The sequence below is a fragment of the Gelidibacter sp. F63206 genome, assembly GCF_023015735.1.
This window is the reverse complement of record NZ_JALKAU010000050.1, coordinates 14,827-32,767: the sequence shown is the minus strand read 5'-3', so window position 1 is coordinate 32,767 and position 17,941 is coordinate 14,827. Positions and strand designations below refer to the sequence as shown.

19 protein-coding genes are annotated in these 17,941 nt (G+C 36.7%); 12 read left to right on the top strand and 7 right to left on the bottom strand.

All coding sequences use genetic code 11. From position 1 onward, the window contains the following. A partial coding sequence (locus tag MWU32_RS02115) for a glycosyltransferase family 1 protein (protein ID WP_246937346.1) occupies positions 1–1,057 on the bottom strand: 1,057 nt, incomplete at its 3' end. A gap of 53 nt (positions 1,058–1,110) precedes the next feature. On the opposite strand from MWU32_RS02115, the gene MWU32_RS02110 reads away from it, so the two are divergent. Together MWU32_RS02110 and MWU32_RS02105 are read left to right on the top strand one after the other, a co-directional pair. After that, positions 1,111–2,205, top strand: coding sequence for a glycosyltransferase (locus MWU32_RS02110; protein WP_246937348.1), 1,095 nt, complete (start codon positions 1,111–1,113; stop codon positions 2,203–2,205). Beyond that, positions 2,202–2,600, top strand: a complete 399-nt coding sequence (locus MWU32_RS02105) for a sugar 3,4-ketoisomerase (RefSeq protein ID WP_246937344.1) — start codon at positions 2,202–2,204, stop codon at positions 2,598–2,600. The genes MWU32_RS02110 and MWU32_RS02105 overlap by 4 nt, the downstream gene beginning before the upstream one ends. Here MWU32_RS02105 and MWU32_RS02100 read toward each other — a convergent pair. Continuing rightward, a complete protein-coding gene (locus MWU32_RS02100; protein WP_246937342.1) occupies positions 2,583–3,512 on the bottom strand; it encodes a glycosyltransferase family 2 protein in 930 nt (309 codons plus the stop codon). The two genes, MWU32_RS02105 and MWU32_RS02100, sit on opposite strands and share 18 nt — an antisense overlap. After that, positions 3,513–4,406 carry a glycosyltransferase family 2 protein gene (locus MWU32_RS02095; protein ID WP_246937341.1) on the bottom strand — a complete coding sequence of 298 codons (894 nt, stop codon included), beginning with the start codon at positions 4,404–4,406 and terminating at the stop codon, positions 3,513–3,515. Positions 4,407–4,508: 102 nt separating this feature from the next. Between MWU32_RS02095 and MWU32_RS02090 the strand changes: the two genes are divergently transcribed. Beyond that, complete coding sequence (locus MWU32_RS02090) at positions 4,509–5,339, top strand: 2OG-Fe(II) oxygenase (RefSeq protein WP_246937339.1); 831 nt, start codon at positions 4,509–4,511, stop codon at positions 5,337–5,339. A gap of 28 nt (positions 5,340–5,367) precedes the next feature. Next, positions 5,368–6,960, top strand: coding sequence for a right-handed parallel beta-helix repeat-containing protein (locus MWU32_RS02085; protein WP_246937336.1), 1,593 nt, complete (start codon positions 5,368–5,370; stop codon positions 6,958–6,960). Here the strand turns inward: MWU32_RS02085 and MWU32_RS02080 are convergent. Together MWU32_RS02080 and azu are read right to left on the bottom strand one after the other, a co-directional pair. Further along, positions 6,957–7,640 carry a cell division ATP-binding protein FtsE gene (locus MWU32_RS02080; protein WP_246937334.1) on the bottom strand — a complete coding sequence of 228 codons (684 nt, stop codon included), beginning with the start codon at positions 7,638–7,640 and terminating at the stop codon, positions 6,957–6,959. The genes MWU32_RS02085 and MWU32_RS02080 overlap by 4 nt on opposite strands. A 274-nt stretch (positions 7,641–7,914) precedes the next feature. Continuing rightward, positions 7,915–8,421: an azurin gene (gene azu, locus MWU32_RS02075; RefSeq protein ID WP_246937332.1), complete on the bottom strand. Its 507-nt coding sequence runs from the start codon at positions 8,419–8,421 to the stop codon at positions 7,915–7,917. A gap of 212 nt (positions 8,422–8,633) precedes the next feature. On the opposite strand from azu, the gene MWU32_RS02070 reads away from it, so the two are divergent. Then, positions 8,634–9,566 (top strand): peptidylprolyl isomerase, encoded by a 933-nt coding sequence (locus MWU32_RS02070; protein WP_246937330.1) that lies wholly within the window; start codon positions 8,634–8,636, stop codon positions 9,564–9,566. Positions 9,567–10,114: 548 nt separating this feature from the next. Here MWU32_RS02070 and MWU32_RS02065 read toward each other — a convergent pair. Next, complete coding sequence (locus tag MWU32_RS02065; protein ID WP_246937328.1) at positions 10,115–10,348, bottom strand: hypothetical protein; 234 nt, start codon at positions 10,346–10,348, stop codon at positions 10,115–10,117. Further along, on the bottom strand, positions 10,341–10,796 hold the full coding sequence (locus MWU32_RS02060) for an SRPBCC family protein (RefSeq protein WP_246937325.1): 456 nt from the start codon (positions 10,794–10,796) through the stop codon (positions 10,341–10,343). The genes MWU32_RS02065 and MWU32_RS02060 overlap by 8 nt, the downstream gene beginning before the upstream one ends. Positions 10,797–11,140: 344 nt before the next feature. On the opposite strand from MWU32_RS02060, the gene MWU32_RS02055 reads away from it, so the two are divergent. The 7 genes from MWU32_RS02055 to MWU32_RS02030 all read left to right on the top strand — a co-directional run bounded on the left by MWU32_RS02055 (position 11,141) and on the right by MWU32_RS02030 (position 17,926). Then, positions 11,141–13,090 (top strand): peptidylprolyl isomerase, encoded by a 1,950-nt coding sequence (locus MWU32_RS02055; protein WP_246937323.1) that lies wholly within the window; start codon positions 11,141–11,143, stop codon positions 13,088–13,090. Beyond that, positions 13,083–13,937: a peptidyl-prolyl cis-trans isomerase gene (locus tag MWU32_RS02050; RefSeq protein WP_246937322.1), complete on the top strand. Its 855-nt coding sequence runs from the start codon at positions 13,083–13,085 to the stop codon at positions 13,935–13,937. The genes MWU32_RS02055 and MWU32_RS02050 overlap by 8 nt, the downstream gene beginning before the upstream one ends. Beyond that, entirely contained in the window at positions 13,921–15,351 is a 1,431-nt protein-coding gene (locus MWU32_RS02045) for a peptidylprolyl isomerase (protein ID WP_317235143.1), read from the top strand. The genes MWU32_RS02050 and MWU32_RS02045 overlap by 17 nt, the downstream gene beginning before the upstream one ends. A 1-nt stretch (position 15,352) precedes the next feature. After that, entirely contained in the window at positions 15,353–16,306 is a 954-nt protein-coding gene (locus MWU32_RS02040; protein WP_246937318.1) for an AAA family ATPase, read from the top strand. Next, complete coding sequence (locus tag MWU32_RS05445; RefSeq protein ID WP_410744427.1) at positions 16,306–16,503, top strand: GldL-related protein; 198 nt, start codon at positions 16,306–16,308, stop codon at positions 16,501–16,503. Before MWU32_RS02040 ends, MWU32_RS05445 begins: the two co-directional genes overlap by 1 nt. Positions 16,504–16,818: 315 nt before the next feature. Continuing rightward, positions 16,819–17,298: an acyltransferase family protein gene (locus MWU32_RS02035; RefSeq protein ID WP_246937316.1), complete on the top strand. Its 480-nt coding sequence runs from the start codon at positions 16,819–16,821 to the stop codon at positions 17,296–17,298. Between the two features lie 79 nt (positions 17,299–17,377). Beyond that, the gene (locus tag MWU32_RS02030; protein ID WP_246937314.1) at positions 17,378–17,926 is read left to right on the top strand and encodes a hypothetical protein; all 549 of its coding nucleotides are present in this window, start codon (positions 17,378–17,380) and stop codon (positions 17,924–17,926) included. The last annotated feature ends 15 nt before the right edge of the window (positions 17,927–17,941 follow it).

The following is a 17,941-nucleotide window of genomic DNA, read 5'->3' as shown; positions in this document are numbered from 1 at the left end:
ATATATTCAATATGTTTTCAGGATTTAAAATCAGCCACTCCAATTTTGCTGAAATTTTATTTTCGTCCGGCAATGCATTGATTGCAACAGTATCAGCTTCAATATTGTAATAGTCTAACCATTCTTGTTCAGCACCAGTAAATACTACCTTGCCCTTTGCCATGGCCTCTAATGCATTATAACCTTGATCATAAGCATAAACCTGATCTAATAGAATATGACAGGCATCATAAACCTTTATATAATCATTATATGGGATATCTTCGGTTCTTATTACTTTGACTTTATCGGGGAATTTATTTTTAATGATCTTAAGGGCCTCGTCAAAGAACACATTTCCTTTTTTAATGTAGTTTTGTGAATTGACCCCATGAAAAATGATGATTTTATTAGTAATAGACAAAGGGATGAATTCTATTTTGTTGTAATTTATTGGATTTGGAATCAATCCCAAATATTTTTGGTGGTTGAGTAACGGTAAGTGGTAGTCAATATCTGAAGCAAGAACGCCGTTTATATGTTTGAAAATAAAATCATGTAGTTTGATGGCAGGTCTCTGAAGTTTCAAAAGAATGAATTTATAATAGTCCTTTAAATTTTGATTTTCATGATATGGTGTTAAGATTGAATATTTGAACTTTTTATCATAGGCATATTTGACACTTAAATGATCTATTCCGCACGAAAGTAAGAACATTTTTTTATTGTTTTTAATTATCTTTTTAAGTAACCAAATTTCGAGCGTCGAATTTGTTTTAATGCTGTTTTCGTTAATCAGCTGGACCGTGTCAAATTCTTTTAACTTAGGTAATAGTCTGTAAAACCTAATAGCAGACTCAATTTGTGGTAAATTTAAGCTGGTCAGTCGGTTGATCAGAATTGAGAATGATTTTAATTTAGATCGAGAAAAAAATGATGCGCCGTAATTGTAATCGACGGGAAACTGTTTGAATCCATCCTCTGTACCAACTAGTATAACGTTATGGCCTAGTTTTATCAATCCTTCTTTTAAGGAATTGTGCAAACGGCTGTATTCACCAATTAAAAGAATGTTCATTAATTGTATATTTGATTTTGTAAACTTAATCAAAATAAAGGTAGTTGTTAGCAATGGATTCTTTGGCAGAACCTAAATTGAAAATATGTTTGGTGTCTATTTCTTTAGCTAAAGGAGGAGCTGAGCGTTCAACTGCGATTTTAACCAAGATGCTCCAAGACGAGGGTTTTGACGTGCATGTGGTGTTGCTCAATGATGAGATCGACTATGAATTTAAAGGGAAACTTTTTAATTTAGGATTGGATAAAACAGGTTCAGATAATCCATGGAAACGGCTTCGTCGGACTCAAAAATTAAGAAAATATCTAATAAAAGAAAATTTCGACTATATCATTGATACCCGAGCGAGACGTTCAGTGGTGATAGAATGGATATATTTAAATTATGTCTATCTCAACCTGAAATTTATTTATCTCGTTCACAGTTGGAAACTTGAAAATTACCTAACCAAGGCCAATTGGATGGCAAAATCAATGATTAAGAGATCCCATAAAATGATTGGAGTATCTAAGGCCATTTCTGAAAGGATCAATTCAGAATTCAAGACACAAAATGCACTGACCATTTATAATTCAGTTGAGAGTTTCAAAAAGCAACAAAATGGAATTGAAATTCAAAAACCTTATATTCTTTTTTTGGGTCGAATAGATGAAAAAGTGAAGAATTTATCATTGTTGATTGCGGCGTATAATCAATCACAATTGTCCGATAATGGGGTTCGACTTTATATAGTAGGAGATGGGGATGACAAGGATTTAGTGCAGCAAAAAATCAATTCATATAAGCTTCAAGATCAGATTAAAATACTTCCTTTTACGGCAAACATTTATTACATGTTAAAAGACAGCTTATTTTTGGTATTGACCAGTCGATATGAAGGATTTCCGATGGTTTTGATAGAAGCGCTTTCTGTGGGAACCCCGATCATTTCAGTAAACTGTAAAAGTGGACCATCAGAAATTATTGATCACGAAAAAAACGGACTATTAGTAGAAAATCATAACCCTAAAGCTCTAGCGCAAGCTTTTGACCGGTTTTTGTTGGGTCCGGATATATACAACACCTGTAAGTCAAACAGCAAACAAAGCGTAGCCCATCTGAATCAAAAAATCATTGGAGCGCAATGGTCAAATATCTTAAAGTCATGAAAAGAGTAGAACTGATAACCATCCCCAAAATTGAAGATACAAGAGGAAATCTCGCCGTTATAGAAAAAGAGTGTATTCCGTTCGACATAAAACGAGTGTATTATTTATACGATGTACCAACTGGGGCCTATCGGGGAGCGCACGCCCATAAAGAGCAGACCGAATTTTTGATTGCCCTGAGCGGCAGTTTTGAAGTGGTTTTGGACGATGGTTTTGAAAATCGACGAATCATGTTGAACCAGCCCAATAAAGGCCTGCTCGTTCCTACGATGATGTGGCGTGAACTCGATAATTTTTCCTCTGGAGCCGTCTGTTTGGTATTGGCGTCTGATACGTTTGATGAAGATGATTATATCAGGGATTATGATGATTTTAAATCATTTAAAAGCACTTAAATGAATCCCAAAATGCTGCATTCGTTTTTTGAAAAAATGTAAACACCGAATTACACTGGTGGGTTGTTTTAATAAAAACTGCTGTTTTTTATTCAAATTGTTATAATCGATTTCTTTTTCGAATCTTTTGAAACTGCTGCGATCATTTTCTAATTTTGATAATATGGCCATAGAAAATCGATTCAAGTCTATAAATTTTTTCAAGCCCGGATTGGTTGCTTCAAATTTTAGATAATTGTCATATTTCGGCTTATCCGATCGCTTTGTTCTGTTGGAAAGACTCTCTTTCGCATAGCGATAGGTGACAAGCACATCATTGATGAAAACAACTTTGTACTGTATTCCAATACGGATCCATAAATCTGTGTCCTGTCCGCTTTTTAGAGAAGTATCATAAGTGCCGATTCTGTCGAAAACACTCTGGTGGACAACAGTACTTGAGCTGGTCAGCACTGTATTGATGTAGCTTGATTCAAAATAATCGACAATATAAATTTCTTTGTCCTTAATATTTTTGATAGAGTAAACTGAGCGGATGATACCATTTAACGTTTCTATATTTACTGCGGCCGCAAAGACATGGTGGTCAGGATGGGATTTAATAAGCTGATTTATAGTTTCAAGATAGTGTTCTTGCCAAAGATCGTCAGCATCCAAAAGTGCAAGATACGGTCCACTTGCTTTTGAGATGGCTGCGTTTCTAGCTGAGGAGGCGCCTTTATTATCTTGTTTAAAATAAGTGATTCTAGGGTCAGAGATTGAATTTACCACAGCCTCACTTCCATCAGTTGATCCGTCATTGACTACAATAACTTCAAAGTCCCTGAAAGTTTGTGCCAACACACTTTCTATTGTGGCCTTGATATGCTTTTCCTTATTGTAAAGCGGAATGACTATGGAGAAAAACGACATTTATTGAATGTAAAGAGTGCAAAGGTAACCTAATCTGCACAAATCAAAAATGAATAATGAGGGTTTGTTAGAAAGTAAATTCCTCTTAAAATGGCTTCTAAATAACTTGTAAATTATGGCTAATACATAATGAAATCCGAGTCTTTTGAGCTTGAAAAAGTTTCGCGAGATTTTGGTATAATCTCCTGGAATGAGTCCTTGTTTTAAAAGCAGAAACAAAACATCAACCGACTCCATGGATTTCTTGAAAAATTGGTTGCTGTCTTCCAGACCTAAATGGTAGGTTGGGTTTTCAATATGTTCTACGTTTATGTTTTTTAACTTTGAGTTATAAGAAAAAAGGGTATCCTCATGTCTTAAATTGGGTATGTTCTCATTAAAAGATACTTTGGAAAACACACTTTTATGAATTAAAAAATTTAAAGTTAAAAACGTTACATACGTATTCTTCTTTCGTTCTTCTGAAGTAAGCGCCTCACGTTTGTTGCCATATACCCAGCGTAGTAAATTAGTTTGGTCTGGCTTTTCTTCAGTATATACAATACCACCATAAATAACTTCTGAATTTGTGCTAATTGATCGTAGGTATTTGGAAATGAAATTTCTGTTTTTTGGTAAGACATCAGCATCTAGAAATAACAACCACTCAAAACTTGCATTCTTTGCCAATAGATTCCGCACCGCACTTCGGCCTATGTTCTTATTTAGAATATGATAAGAGGTGTATTCTAAATTATTAATAGATTGGTTGGACTCAATAAAGGCTTGGTTGGTAGAGCCATCATCGTGAGCTAAAATCTCAAAGATAATTCCAGTTTCTGTAAGTTGCTGATGGAGATTCTCAACCAAAGGGACGATGTTGTAATTATATACAGGAATTAATACCGAAATCATTTAAAGAGAATAAGAGTTTAAAAATACATTTTTTGAAGGCTTTAAAGAGGTCTTCGTCATAAAATATTTAAATTGCATCAAATCTATAAATAAAGTACAACTATGAATGTTTCTGTGTCCAATGAAATTTCAGAACGCATCTATACTAAAATAAAAAGTGAGCAAATGGCTTTGACGGCTGCGTATAATAAGACCAAATCTCAAATTGGCTTTTTTTATATTGATGACGTTTTGCCTGGAGACATTGCGCAAAAATGTTATGAGGTTTTTCCAGATCCTCCAGAAATGCGCTGTCTCAAAAGCATGAGGGAATATAAGCATGTATCGGCACAAATGGATAAACACGATCCGTTTTTGGAAGCCGTTATCTACGCCTTTCAAGACCAAAAGATTGTAACGCTTATTGGTGAAATTTGCGGAATTGATTCACTTTATGCTGACGAGTCGTTATATGCAGGAGGCTTATCGTTAATGGCAAAAGACAATTTTTTACATCCACATTTAGATAATTCGCATGATGCCGAACGTGAGCGCTGGAGGGTTTTGAACTTGCTCTACTATGTTACTCCAGATTGGAAATTGGAAAACGGAGGGCATTTGGAAGTGTGGCCTAATGGTCCAAAACAAAAACCTGTGCTCATAGAAAGTAAGTTTAACCGATTGGTGGTTATGGCCACACACGATACGTCATGGCATTCCGTAAATAAAGTCATTGTTGATGGCAGCAGATGTTGCATTTCCAATTATTATTTTAGCGATTCGCCATTAAAATCTACAGATAAGTTTCATGTGACCAAATTTAGAGGGCGTCCAGAAGACACCTTTACAAACGTCATTTTAGATCTTGATGCGCATTTAAGAATGCTAGTCAGGAAAATCTTTAAAAAAGGGATCCGTAAAAACCCGCATATTTATAAGAAGAAGACTAAGTGATTGGTATAGTAATTGTATTTTTTGTTTTATGAAAAATATTTACCTCTTACTTTTCGGACTTCTATCTATTTCATTTGTCAATGCCCAACGGGAATTTCACGTATTTCCAAATGGAAAACCTTCAGGAAACGGAAGCCTTTCCAATCCGTGGGACTTACAAACGGCCTTGAGTCAAAAAACAAATATTGTCAACGGTGGCGACACGATTTGGTTGCATGAAGGGATTTACACAGGACAATTTATAAGTACATTGAAAAGCACCGTGTCCAAGTCCTTTGTAACTGTATCTGCGTTTAAAACAGATAAGGTGGTTTTGAATGGGAACATTCCAAACAATAAAGGCTATGTGTTGGAGGTTAGGGGAAAACAAGTCATCTTTAAGAATTTTGATGTGACTTGCCTCGGTGATTTTTCGAGAGATAGTACGGATGAGAATTTTAAAGGAATTACTGGAGTCAACCATATTTCTGGTGAAGACTGCCAATTTATCAATCTCAAAATCCATAACATGCCTGGTTCTGGAATGGGTTCGTGGAAATTGACCGGAGGATCAAAAATAGAAGGGTGCATGATTTATAACAATGGTTATATGTCTAAATCAAGGGGCAGTGGCGTAGGTTTGTATGTTCAAAATCAAACTGAAAAGATGAGGGAGATTACCAATAATATTATTTTTAACAACTACTACAAGGGGGTCGAAATCTGGTCGGCAACCTCAGGTTCCAAATTTGAATTTGTAAAAAACGTGCAAATGACAGATAATGTCGTTTTTAACAATGGCTCACCGTCTAAGACGATTAAAGGGAATGTGATTATTGCTTCAGATGATAATGATGGAATAAATGTGGCAAAAAACATCACCTTAAGAAATAATGTGCTCTATCATAATATTGATTTTGAGGATAAAAATAATTTTGGAGATGGCACGTCTCTACATTTGGGATGGAATAAAAATGCGCCAGTAAATAATGTTCTTATTGAAAACAACCTGATTGTTGGTAAAAATAACGGGTTAAATATTTTGTACGCTGAGTCTTTGACTTTTAAAAATAATATTGTTTACACTGGAAATGTGCATTTATATTCTAATATTTTGGAAAACCATAAAAACTGGGACTTTGATTACAACACATACTACACCCGGCGCTCGGATGGCTTTAGAGTCCTCAAGCATAAAGATTACAGAATGGCCGATTGGCAAAAGAACTTTCAGTTGGATGCTAACAGTACGTGGAGCTTTATCAAAAATGCCGAGGTCAAACCATATAAAAATATTGTTGCCTATGCCAATCGTGCCAATACCTATAAGGTTGTCTTGATGGATAAGACAGCAAGGGACGTAGCTATTGATTTTTCGAAATATTCACTTAAAAAGGGGGTGGCCTATAAAATTTATGATGCGGAAAATCCAAATAAAATTATTCGTTCAGGGAAAATAGGTGCATCTGGGCAAATTAATTTCCCCCTCGGATTGAAAGAACTGGAATACCCGTTGCATAATACTCTCGCTCAAAAATCGCCTACAAATTTTGGCGTGTTCATCGTTGAGTTCCAAGGTGTAAAGGATGCTGAAACTAAGCCACCATTGTTTAAACGGTTATTTGAGTGGTTTGGGATTTAACCTTTACGCTGTACAACCTCAAAAACCTTATTTTCGTCACACTTTAAGGTTTTGCTTGGGTAGCGCAAAAGAAGTGCATAATCATGGGTGGCCATTAAAATGGTATTGCCATTTTTGTTGATTTCACGTAGGACTTCCATGACTTCAATACTGGTCTGCGGATCTAGATTTCCAGTAGGTTCATCGGCCAAAATAAGTTCGGGGTCATTCAATAAGGCTCTTGCAATGGCAATACGCTGTTGCTCACCGCCCGAAAGCTCATGTGGAAATTTAAATCCCTTAGTTTTCATGGCCACTTTATCGAGAACCTTTTCAACACGTTCCTTGATTTTATTTTTATCCTTCCAGCCGGTAGCTTTCAAGACAAATTCCAAATTGCCATTGACAGTTCTGTCCGGCAATAATTTAAAATCCTGGAATACAATTCCCAATTTTCGTCTTAAAAACGGAATGTCTTTCTCTTTTAAAGTACGTAAATCGAAATCCACAACATGGCCTTCACCTTTGCTCAGTTCAAGGTCTCCGTAAAGCGTTTTCATAAAACTACTTTTACCACTACCTGTTTTACCAATGAGATATACGAAATCGCCTTTTTTCATTTCAACGTTAACTTCAGACAGCACCATGCTATCTCCCTGAAATATGGAGACATCTTTTAATTCTAAAACAGTTTGAGACATTTTTATAAATGAGTTTTTAAGAGTGGTAAATGTATTATTAAAATAATCAAATATCAAGTTTTTTAAAAATGAGTCGTACCATGTAAGTACTGAACTCTTTCAAGTGTGGCTTCCGACACATTTAGGTTCTACAAAATTGTGAGGTTTGAAGAGGAATAAAAAAAGCCGCAATAATCTGCGGCCTTTTCCATAGAAGTGCAATATTCGCACTTTAAATTAAAATGATTCCTAAGACTTCATATAAATTGCTCAGTCTTAAGTTGCTCGTGTTATATTATTCCACGATAAGTTTTCCTTGCATCAAAGCGTAGTGCCCTGGGAATGTACACATATACGTGTAGGTTCCTGGAGCAGGAGCGTCAAATTCAATAGTAGTAGTTTCTCCACCACCTATCATTTTTGTATGGACAATAAACTTGTCGGTCATATCCGCTGGGATATAGTCGTTGTCTTTTGCCATTGCAGCAGCGTTTCCTACAGTAGCAACATCAGCATCTTGGGTTAGTAAAGCCCAGTTATGACCCATAACTTGTATATCCATTTTGCCTACGTGCTTCAAAGTAAGTTTCACTTTTTGACCTGCTTTAACTTTAAGTTCTTTTTTGTTAAATTGCATTTGGTCATTACCCTCAATGGTCAAAACGGCCACATTTGGATCTTCAGCAGGTGCTTTTTTCTCAACTTTTGTATCAGTTGTAGTTGTAGCTGCAGGTGTTTCTTTTTTCTTGTCGCCACAGCTAAATGCAAGGGCTACTAAAAATACTAAGATTAACTTTTTCATTGTTATTTAGAATTTAAATTTATTTATTGCAAAATTAAGTGCTATTTATAGGATAGCAAAATCATTCGAGTCATTTTTTTTAAAAAGCATCGTCAAAACCGAATGATTTGGAAGGTCTTCGGTTATTGACTCATAACCTATAACTCTGACTCATCCATCAAAATTTCCAAATCAATTTGTATCTTTGCAGCCTTAAATAAAAACAAGAAATAATGCAAGACGGTTTATATGCAAAGTTCATCACTAACAAAGGTGATATTTTAGTGAATTTAGAATACGAAAAAACACCAGGGACGGTAGGTAATTTTGTAGCCTTGGCAGAAGGAGATTTAGAAAATTCTGTAAAGGCACAAGGGCAACCTTTTTATGATGGATTGAAATTTCATCGTGTGATTCCTGATTTTATGATTCAGGGCGGTTGTCCACAAGGTACTGGAACAGGAAATCCAGGGTATAAGTTTGACGATGAGTTTCATCAGGATTTAAGACACGATGCGCCGGGTGTTTTATCTATGGCTAATTCGGGACCAGGGTCTAACGGAAGCCAATTTTTTATTACCCATGTTGCCACCCCTTGGCTGGATGACAAGCATACGGTTTTTGGAAACGTTGCTGAAGGTCAGGATGTGGTTGATGCCATTGTGCAAGGTGATGTCATTGAGAAATTGGAGATCATCAGACAAGGTAAAGACGCCCAAGACTTTAATGCCGTTGAAGCGTTTAGAACCTTTGAAGGATCGAGAGAAAAACGCATTGCTGAAGAGCGCAAAGCGAGAGCAGCTGAGCTTGATAAATTAGCCGCTGGTTTTGAGCAGACAAGTAGTGGATTGCGATATAAAATAATTAACAAAGGCAGCGGAAAAGCAGCTGAAAAAGGCAAAATGGTTTCTGTACACTATAAAGGGCAGTTGGCCGATGGAACCGTTTTTGATTCTTCATACAAACGCAACCAACCTTTAGATTTTCAAGTAGGTGTTGGTCAAGTGATTTCTGGATGGGATGAGGGCATTTGTTTATTGAAAGTAGGCGATAAGGCACGTTTGGTCATTCCAAGTGATTTAGGATATGGTGCACAAGGTGCTGGTGGTGTGATTCCTCCAAATGCCATCTTGGTTTTTGATGTGGAGTTAATGGATGTAAAGTAAGCAGAGAACCAATCCCGATTTTTCATCGGGATTGTGTGAATCGCTTATACTGAGCCCGGCCGAAGCATCCCAGAGAACCAATCCCGATTTTTCATCGGGATTGTGTGAATCGCTTATACTGAGCCCGGCCGAAGCATCCCAGAGAACCAATCCCGATTTTTCATCGGGGTTGTGTGAATCGCTTATACCGCTCATTACTGAGAAACGACATATATTTATGTTCTGAATTCAGTTTTTGGACTTAAAAATACAGTTAAGACATCACAAGACTGATAATTAACAACGCCTAAGTCAGGGGATATGATAAAAAAGTCTCGTTTTTTAATGGGGCTTTTTTGTTTTCTCAATACCCAATCAACTAGTGGATTAGGTTGAAGATTTATACGAATTGCTAAAAGTCTATTGATCTGAATCCAATATAATAAGCTGCTTAACTGTATGAATAGTTGTTTTAGATGTTGGTTTTTGATCCATTGATATGAGTGTTGTGGAAATTGAAAACTCAAGCGTCCATAAATATTATTTTATGAATTATGGAGTCTGAAATCTTACTCTGCAACTTGTCCACGATGGGGTTTTAAAGCATCTCTAAGTGGTCTCATCTGTTCTTCTGGAGTGATTAAAAATGCTATCGCATGAAACTCATTAAGCGCTTCAAAACCGGTGGTAAGGTTCTTGTAATTTTCAGCTTCGATAAACTCCTTTAAATGGATAGCATGGTGTTCGGCAATCTTAATGCCTTCTGGACCTTTAAAATCCCAGATTAATTTTAGTTTACGCATCTTCAACGGAAATTCCCTTTTCGACAAAGTTCTTAAAATCTTTCATGGCCAGCAACGATTGTTTCTTAAATATTTTGGGTGTTAACCATAGTTTCATGCGCATGTTAAAATTTAGAGGCATACATTCATTTATACTTACCCATTGCGTTCGGTTATGTGAAGTGGCCGTAAAAAAGTTATCTTGAAGATGCTCCATGTCTTGGGTGGCATACGAGCAGTGGATCTCATGGGGGAAGTTAACATGGGTGATGGTTTCAACCTGCTCTAGCTCGAAGCCCCCAATCTTGTATTGCAATTTCATTTTTGCTCCAAGATTACTTGGGGTACCAGATAAATGCTCTACTGAAACCAAGCCGCGATGCCAATGAATCATTTGTTCTGTTATGCTAAACTTTTTGGCACAAACCTCTAAAGGAGCTTCAATTAGGATGTTTAGCGTATATTTCATTGATTAAAGGGATGAAAAAGTTAAAATAAAGATACATTGGTTTCTAAAAAAAATATGTGTCCATATGTTTAACGGTTAAAAAAACTGCTGAGAGGTTATTTAATTGCTCTAAAAGTTATTTTAAATGATAAATCAGTACTGCCAATTCTTGAATTGATTTTTATTATAGGCCGATTGTTATACTAAACGGAGATGTGTTTCGTTTGAAAAATGCAACTTGTTTAATGCACTAATTGTATTATTTTTGCAACATTGTCATTCCGTTTTTAACAAATAGAGGTGGCTGCACTTTCAAAAGTCGATGGAACAGCCCTATTTTAAAATGTAGATATCAAATTAGCATAATGAAGTTAAATATCAGTTTACTGTTGCTCTGGCTAACTGCCTTTGCAAATGCACAAGTGTCTCCTGAAGACGTATTGTTTACCATTGATGACGAGCCAATTAAGGCAGAGGAATTTATAAGGGTTTACAATAAAAACCTCGATTTGGTAAAAGATGAAAGCCAGAAGGATATTGATGGTTACCTCAATCTTTTTGTGAATTATCAATTAAAGGTCAAAGAAGCCAAGCGAATGGGATTGGATCAGGACATAAAATATATCAGGGAGTTTTCATCCTATAAGGATCAGTTGGTCAAAAACTATCTTTCGGATTCAAAGGTTACAGAGGGTTTGGTGAAGGAAGCTTATGACCGAATGGGCTATGACATAAAGGCTTCTCATGTTTTAATCCGTCTTGATGAAAACGAAATTGATACCTTAAAGGTTTATGAAAAATTATTAAAATTACGTGATCGAATCATCAAGGAAGGTTTTGAAAAGGTTAAAACAGAGGTGCACGATGGGAAAACTGTTTTTGCTGAAGAGTTAGGTTATTTTACCGCTTTTAAAATGGTCTATGAGTTTGAAAATGCAGCATATAAGACAAAGCCTGGCGATGTTTCAATGCCATTTAGAACACGTTTTGGTTACCATATCGTCAACGTGGAAGATAAAAGACGGTCACTTGGTGAGGTGACTGTAGCTCACATTATGGTTACGGCCAGTGAGAAGGACAGTTTATCTGATCCTGAAAAACGAATTCATGAAATCTATAAGAAATTAAAGCAAGGGGAGGACTTTGAATCCTTGGCCAAACAATTCTCTGACGATAAGAGTTCGGCAAACAATGGAGGAGTATTAGCGCCGTTTACAGGCGGGCAATTGAGCGCTCCTGAATTTGAGAAGGTGGCCTTTGCTATGAATGCTATTGGCGATGTTTCAGAGCCGTTTAAAACCAATTACGGTTGGCATATTATCAAATTATTGGATAAAAAAGGTGTGCCACCTTTTGCAGAGGTAAAGTATGATATTGAAAATAAAATCTTGCGCGATTCGCGTTCCAGCCTTATCAATGCCACTCTGGCAAATGATTTAAAGGAAGATTATAAGGTTGTTGTAAATCCTAATGCTAGAGGTTATTTTGAATCTATTTTGAATTCTGATTTCTTCTCATCTGCTTGGACCTTGCCAAAAAACTTTGATAAAGATCAAGTGATATTGACCATTGAAGAGGACACTTTAAGATACGAAGATTTTGGGAAGCGCTTATTGAACATTCAGAAAGTATATGCAGGCCAAAAGATGCCTTTTAGAACAGTTGTTGATAAAGAATATAAAAACTTTGAAGAGGATGCAATTTTAAAGTACCATAAAGATAATTTAGAATTTGTAAACGAAGACTTTGCACAAATATTAAAGGAATACAGAGACGGTCTGCTCTTGTTCGACCTTATGGAAAAGGAAGTGTGGAATGCCGCTGCTTCCGACACTATCGGTTTGCAGAAATACTATACCAAGCATAAAGACAATTATTTTTGGGAAGATCGGGTGGATGTGGTCATTGCTTCCGGAGCAAAGGAAAATGATATTAAAGCAGTGGCCAGACTTTTGAGGAGAGGCCAATCGCCAGACGATATCAGTAAGGAAATGAACACAGATAACGAACTAAAAGTAATGTTCACCGCAGGAATCAGGCTTTCAAATGATCCAAGCTTGCCTCAAGATGGGATTTTAAGGACAGGAGTTTCTAGAGTGTATCGTCATAATGAGGCGTATCATGTTGTTAAAGTCAATGCCTTGCTCCCAAAAACAAATAAGACTTTTGACGAGGCAAAAGGTAAAATTATTAGTGATTATCAAAACACGCTGGAAGCCAATTGGTTGGAGGCTCTTAATGAACGTTATGATGTTGAGGTAAATGCTGATATTCTACAAAAAGTAAAATCTGAAATCCAACCCAAAATTGATTAAAAAAGTAGTCCTTATACTGATAAATTGTAGTTTTTTGGTCTCTTGCCAATTTTTCAAGCAGACTGATGATCGGACACCTATTGCAAGAGTTGGAGAATCTTACCTCTATAAAGAAGATGTTGAAAACTTGGTGGCCGAAGGGACTTCTGTAGAAGACAGCACGCTATTGGTCAATGGCTATATAACCCGATGGGCAACACAGTTATTGTTGGTTGATGGTGCCAAAAGAAACTTGCCTGAAAACATACAGAACGAATATAATAAATTGGTCAATCAATATCGAAATGATTTGTACACTAAAGCCTACGTGGAGACCTTGGTGAAAAGGAATATAGACACTGCTGTTTCCATGTCGGAGGCACTTAAGGTTTACGAAAATAATAGGGAGTCTTTTAAACTTAATGAAGAGTTGGTGAAGTTGAGATATATCAACATCTCTCAAAATGCGCTTAATAAAGAGGAAGTTGAGAAACGATTTAAGAGATTTGATCAAGACGATCAACAATACCTTGACTCTTTAGGGATTCAATTCAGATCATATTTTTTAAATGACTCTATTTGGATCAGGGCTGCCCAAGTCGCCCAGAAAATTCCAGTGGTGAATGCTGATAACAAAAAAGAACTGTTAAAAAAATCTAATTATATACAACTCAAAGATTCATTAGGACTATATTTGATCCAAATTAATGACGTCCTGCAGCAAAATGATTATGCCCCGTTAGAATATGTTAGACCAACGGTCAATCAGATCATACTCAATCGTAGAAAACTGGAACTCATCAAGCAATTTGAAAAAGATATTACAAAAGATGCTATTAAAAACAATCAATTTGAAATTTACAATTAATCTTAAGCTTTCACTAGGCTTAATGGTTCTATTCTCCTATGCTTTTGCTTCTGCACAAGAAGTCATTGAAGAAGGTGTTGTAGAAAAGGAAATAGTTAAAGACACGTCTGCACAAAAGCGTATTAAAGTAGATGGTGTAGTCGCTGTCGTAGGCGATTATATTGTTTTGGATTCAGATCTTGATAAGCAATTTGCACAGTTGGAGGCTTCAGGGGTATCTAAATCTGATATGCCTACCCGTTGCCAATTGTTTGGAAAGTTACTCGAAGACAAATTATATGCACATCATGCTGTTCAAGATAGTATTGTGGTCAACGATCTGGAGATTCGTTCTCAGGTTGATCAGCAATTTGATTATATATTGGAGCAAATGGATGGCAGTTTGCCAAGAATGCTCAAATTCTATAACAAAGATACCGAAGAAAGCTTGCGTGAAGAGATGTTTGAAATCAACAAAAGCCAGCAACTTGCAGGTCGGATGAAAGAGAAAATTGTTGCAGATATTGAGGTGACTCCAGAAGAAGTAAGACAGTACTTTAATGATATCCCTAAAGACGAACGTCCATTTTTTGGAACGGAATTAAAGGTCGCCCAAATTGTAGTCATTCCTAAAATTTCTGAGGCTGAAAAGCAGAAGGTTATTGATAAACTGAAGGAGTTTAAGGAAGATGTGGTGGAAAGAGGCGCGAGTTTTACCTCTAAAGTCGTTCTATATTCTGATGATGTAGCTTCACGTAGAACGGGAGGTTTATATACTCTGAACAGAAAGCGCCCGCAAATGGTGAAAGAATTTAGAGATGTCGCATTTTCTCTGCAGGAGGGCGAAGTTTCTGACCCATTTGAAACAGACTTTGGATTTCATATTATTTATTTGGAAAAAATAAGGGGACAGGAATATGATGTTCGGCATATCTTAATGCGTCCAGAGGTTACTCCGGCAGCCATAAAGGAAGCTAAGGAAAAGATCGATCTGATCCGTAAGCGTATAGTAGATGGCGAAATTTCGTTTGCACAGGCGGCAAGAGAGTTTAGTGATGAAGAAGAAACTCGAAATGACGGCGGACAGTTAATAAATCCTCGTACGCAGGATTACAGTTTTGAATTGACCAAGATGGATCCAGAACTCTATACACAAATTGAAAGTCTAAAGGATAATGAAGTCAGTTTGGTGCTTCAGGATGAAGACCGAATCAATCCGATAAAATTTAAACTTTTGACCGTTACAGACAGAGTAGATGGCCACGAAGCCGATTTTGCCAAAGATTATCTGAAAATTAAAAACTTGACAGAACAAGACAAACAATTCAAGGCCATTGAAAAATGGGTCAATGAGAAAGTGATGGACACCTATATCAATATTAATGGCGAATACAGAAATTGTGAGTTTGAAAGTAATTGGTTAAAAAAGGAATAGTATGTCTGACGTTGCTGCGGTAGAACAGTTTGTAAAAAAATATAAAGCTTTAAAGATTGAAATTGCCAAAGTGATTGTAGGGCAGGATGAGGTGGTCAACCAAATCCTGATTTCAATATTTTCTGGTGGACATGCCTTGCTGATTGGCGTTCCTGGATTAGCCAAAACATTAATGGTCAATACTATTGCCCAAGCTTTGGGTCTTGATTTCAAGCGTATCCAATTTACACCAGACTTAATGCCAAGTGATATTCTTGGAAGTGAAATTTTAGACGAGAACAGACAGTTTAAATTTATCAAAGGTCCCATCTTTGCCAATATTATTTTGGCGGATGAGATCAATAGAACCCCACCCAAAACCCAAGCTGCACTGTTGGAAGCTATGCAGGAACGCTCGGTTACCGTGGCGGGGCACCATTATCAGTTAAGTTTGCCTTATTTTGTATTGGCAACTCAAAATCCAATTGAACAAGAAGGAACCTATCCTTTGCCAGAGGCACAATTGGATCGTTTTATGTTCGCCATCTACTTAGAATATCCTTCTTTTGAAGAAGAGGTTCAAGTCGTCAAATCAACAACTACCGATATAAAATCGAAGGTCAATTCGTTATATTCAGCCCAGGAAATCAGTGACTTACAAAACTTGATCCGTCGTATTCCAGTAGCAGACAATGTTATTGAATATGCCGTATCCATGGTTGCGAAAACTCGTCCAAAGGATTCTTCAGCGACAGGATTGGTAAAAGAGTTTGTCGATTGGGGCGCGGGACCGAGAGCGTCTCAAAATTTAATTTTGGCAGCCAAAACACATGCCGCTATTAACGGTAAGTTCTCTCCAGATATCGAAAATGTGCAAGCGGTGGCCAACGGGATTCTCAGACATCGAATCATTAAAAACTATAAGGCAGAAGCTGAGGGGATTACAGATGAGCAAATTATAAAAAGTTTGTTTTAATGAATTTCAAAATATTTATCTTACCACTTATTTTCCTGTTATCTGGTTTTGTGTTGATCCTTTTGGGGAGCCTATTCAAAATAATGCACTGGCAGCTTGCGGTAGAATTGTTGATTGCTGGAATGGCTCTTGAAGTCATTTCTTTAATTATGATTATACTAAAACTTATCAAGATATACAATACAAACACGAATTGAGCAATTGTTCAATGGCTTATAGAAATTGATCTAACCTCTTCAATAAAGGATAATAGAGTCCTCTTATTGGCTAACTAGTATTAACGATGGGCGGATGTATGCTTCAATCAAAATGATGAGAAACATTTGTTGATTAGCGAGAATGGCATATGGCTTATATTTGTTTCATTATTCCATCATAATGAATTTGGGGAGCTATGTTATATCAACTGAAAACTTTGCAGGCTACGGCATTTTTTTATATTTACAATGGTTTATTCCCGGCAACAACGGGTTTACTGCAAGAGGTGTTTGATTCAATTTTAATTTTTTTGAATGCGAAAGGAACGTAATTTCGGATTGGATTTGGTAAGGGCAATTGCCATTACTTTAGTCGTCCTGTCCCATGCGACATTTTTCTTTGTTCAAGATTCCGAGAATTTAATTGTGGTCTTTATGCGAACTATGGGGGCTGTGGGAGTCGATTTGTTTTTTGTTCTGAGCGGATTTTTAATCGGCGGCATATTGCTCAAGGAAATTGATCAAAATCGCACCAAGTTCTCTAATTTATTGACGTTTTGGAAACGACGCTGGTGGAGAACCCTGCCCAATTATTTCTTAATACTGCTCATAAACATCGGAATTATCTATGCCTTTTCGAAGGATTTGCCCGATAGCATCGGCTCTTATTTTGTGTTTCTTCAGAATTTTTCAGACCCTCAGTCAGAATTTTTCACCGAGTCTTGGAGTTTGTCAATTGAAAGACGCCTATTTATTTCTGCCATTTCTCCTCTTCTGCGGCTTTTATTTTTTTAAAGATCGAGAGCGCTCCGTTTTTTTATGGGCCACTTTAGCGGTCATTTTTATGGGATTTTTGCTAAAAATCCAATTCTATATGAATACTGAGCTGCTAAACCAGAAGGACTGGAGTTCCACATTCAGAAAAGTCGTAATTTATAGATTGGATGCCATATACATCGGGTTTTTGTTGGTGTATATGATGCAGCGTTGGCAAGGCTTTTTTCAAAAGCTGAAATATGGCCTGCTGTTTTTGGGTATAGGTGTTTTTGCCGGAACCCATCTTCTTATTTATATAATGAATTTACAACCGGAAACCCATCTCTACTTCTTCGTCTTTATGTACCTTCCCTTGATCTCGATGAGCTGTGGGTTGGTATTCCCTTATGCGATTGGGATGAAACGCAGTACAACTTTTAACGGGGTCATTTATTTTGTCAGCACCCGATCTTATGCCATTTATCCGGTGAATTTTTCTACAATTTTGTTGTGTTTCTATTATATTGTTGATCTTAATTCAGCCTCCCTAACGTTGAAAATGGGCTTGTGTACGGTTTATCTGCTGTTGACCTTGAGTATTTCAAACCTGGTTTATACCTATTTTGAGAAACCGATTTTAAATTACCGCGACAAAAAGTTGGGATAGATCCCTTTTAATTTT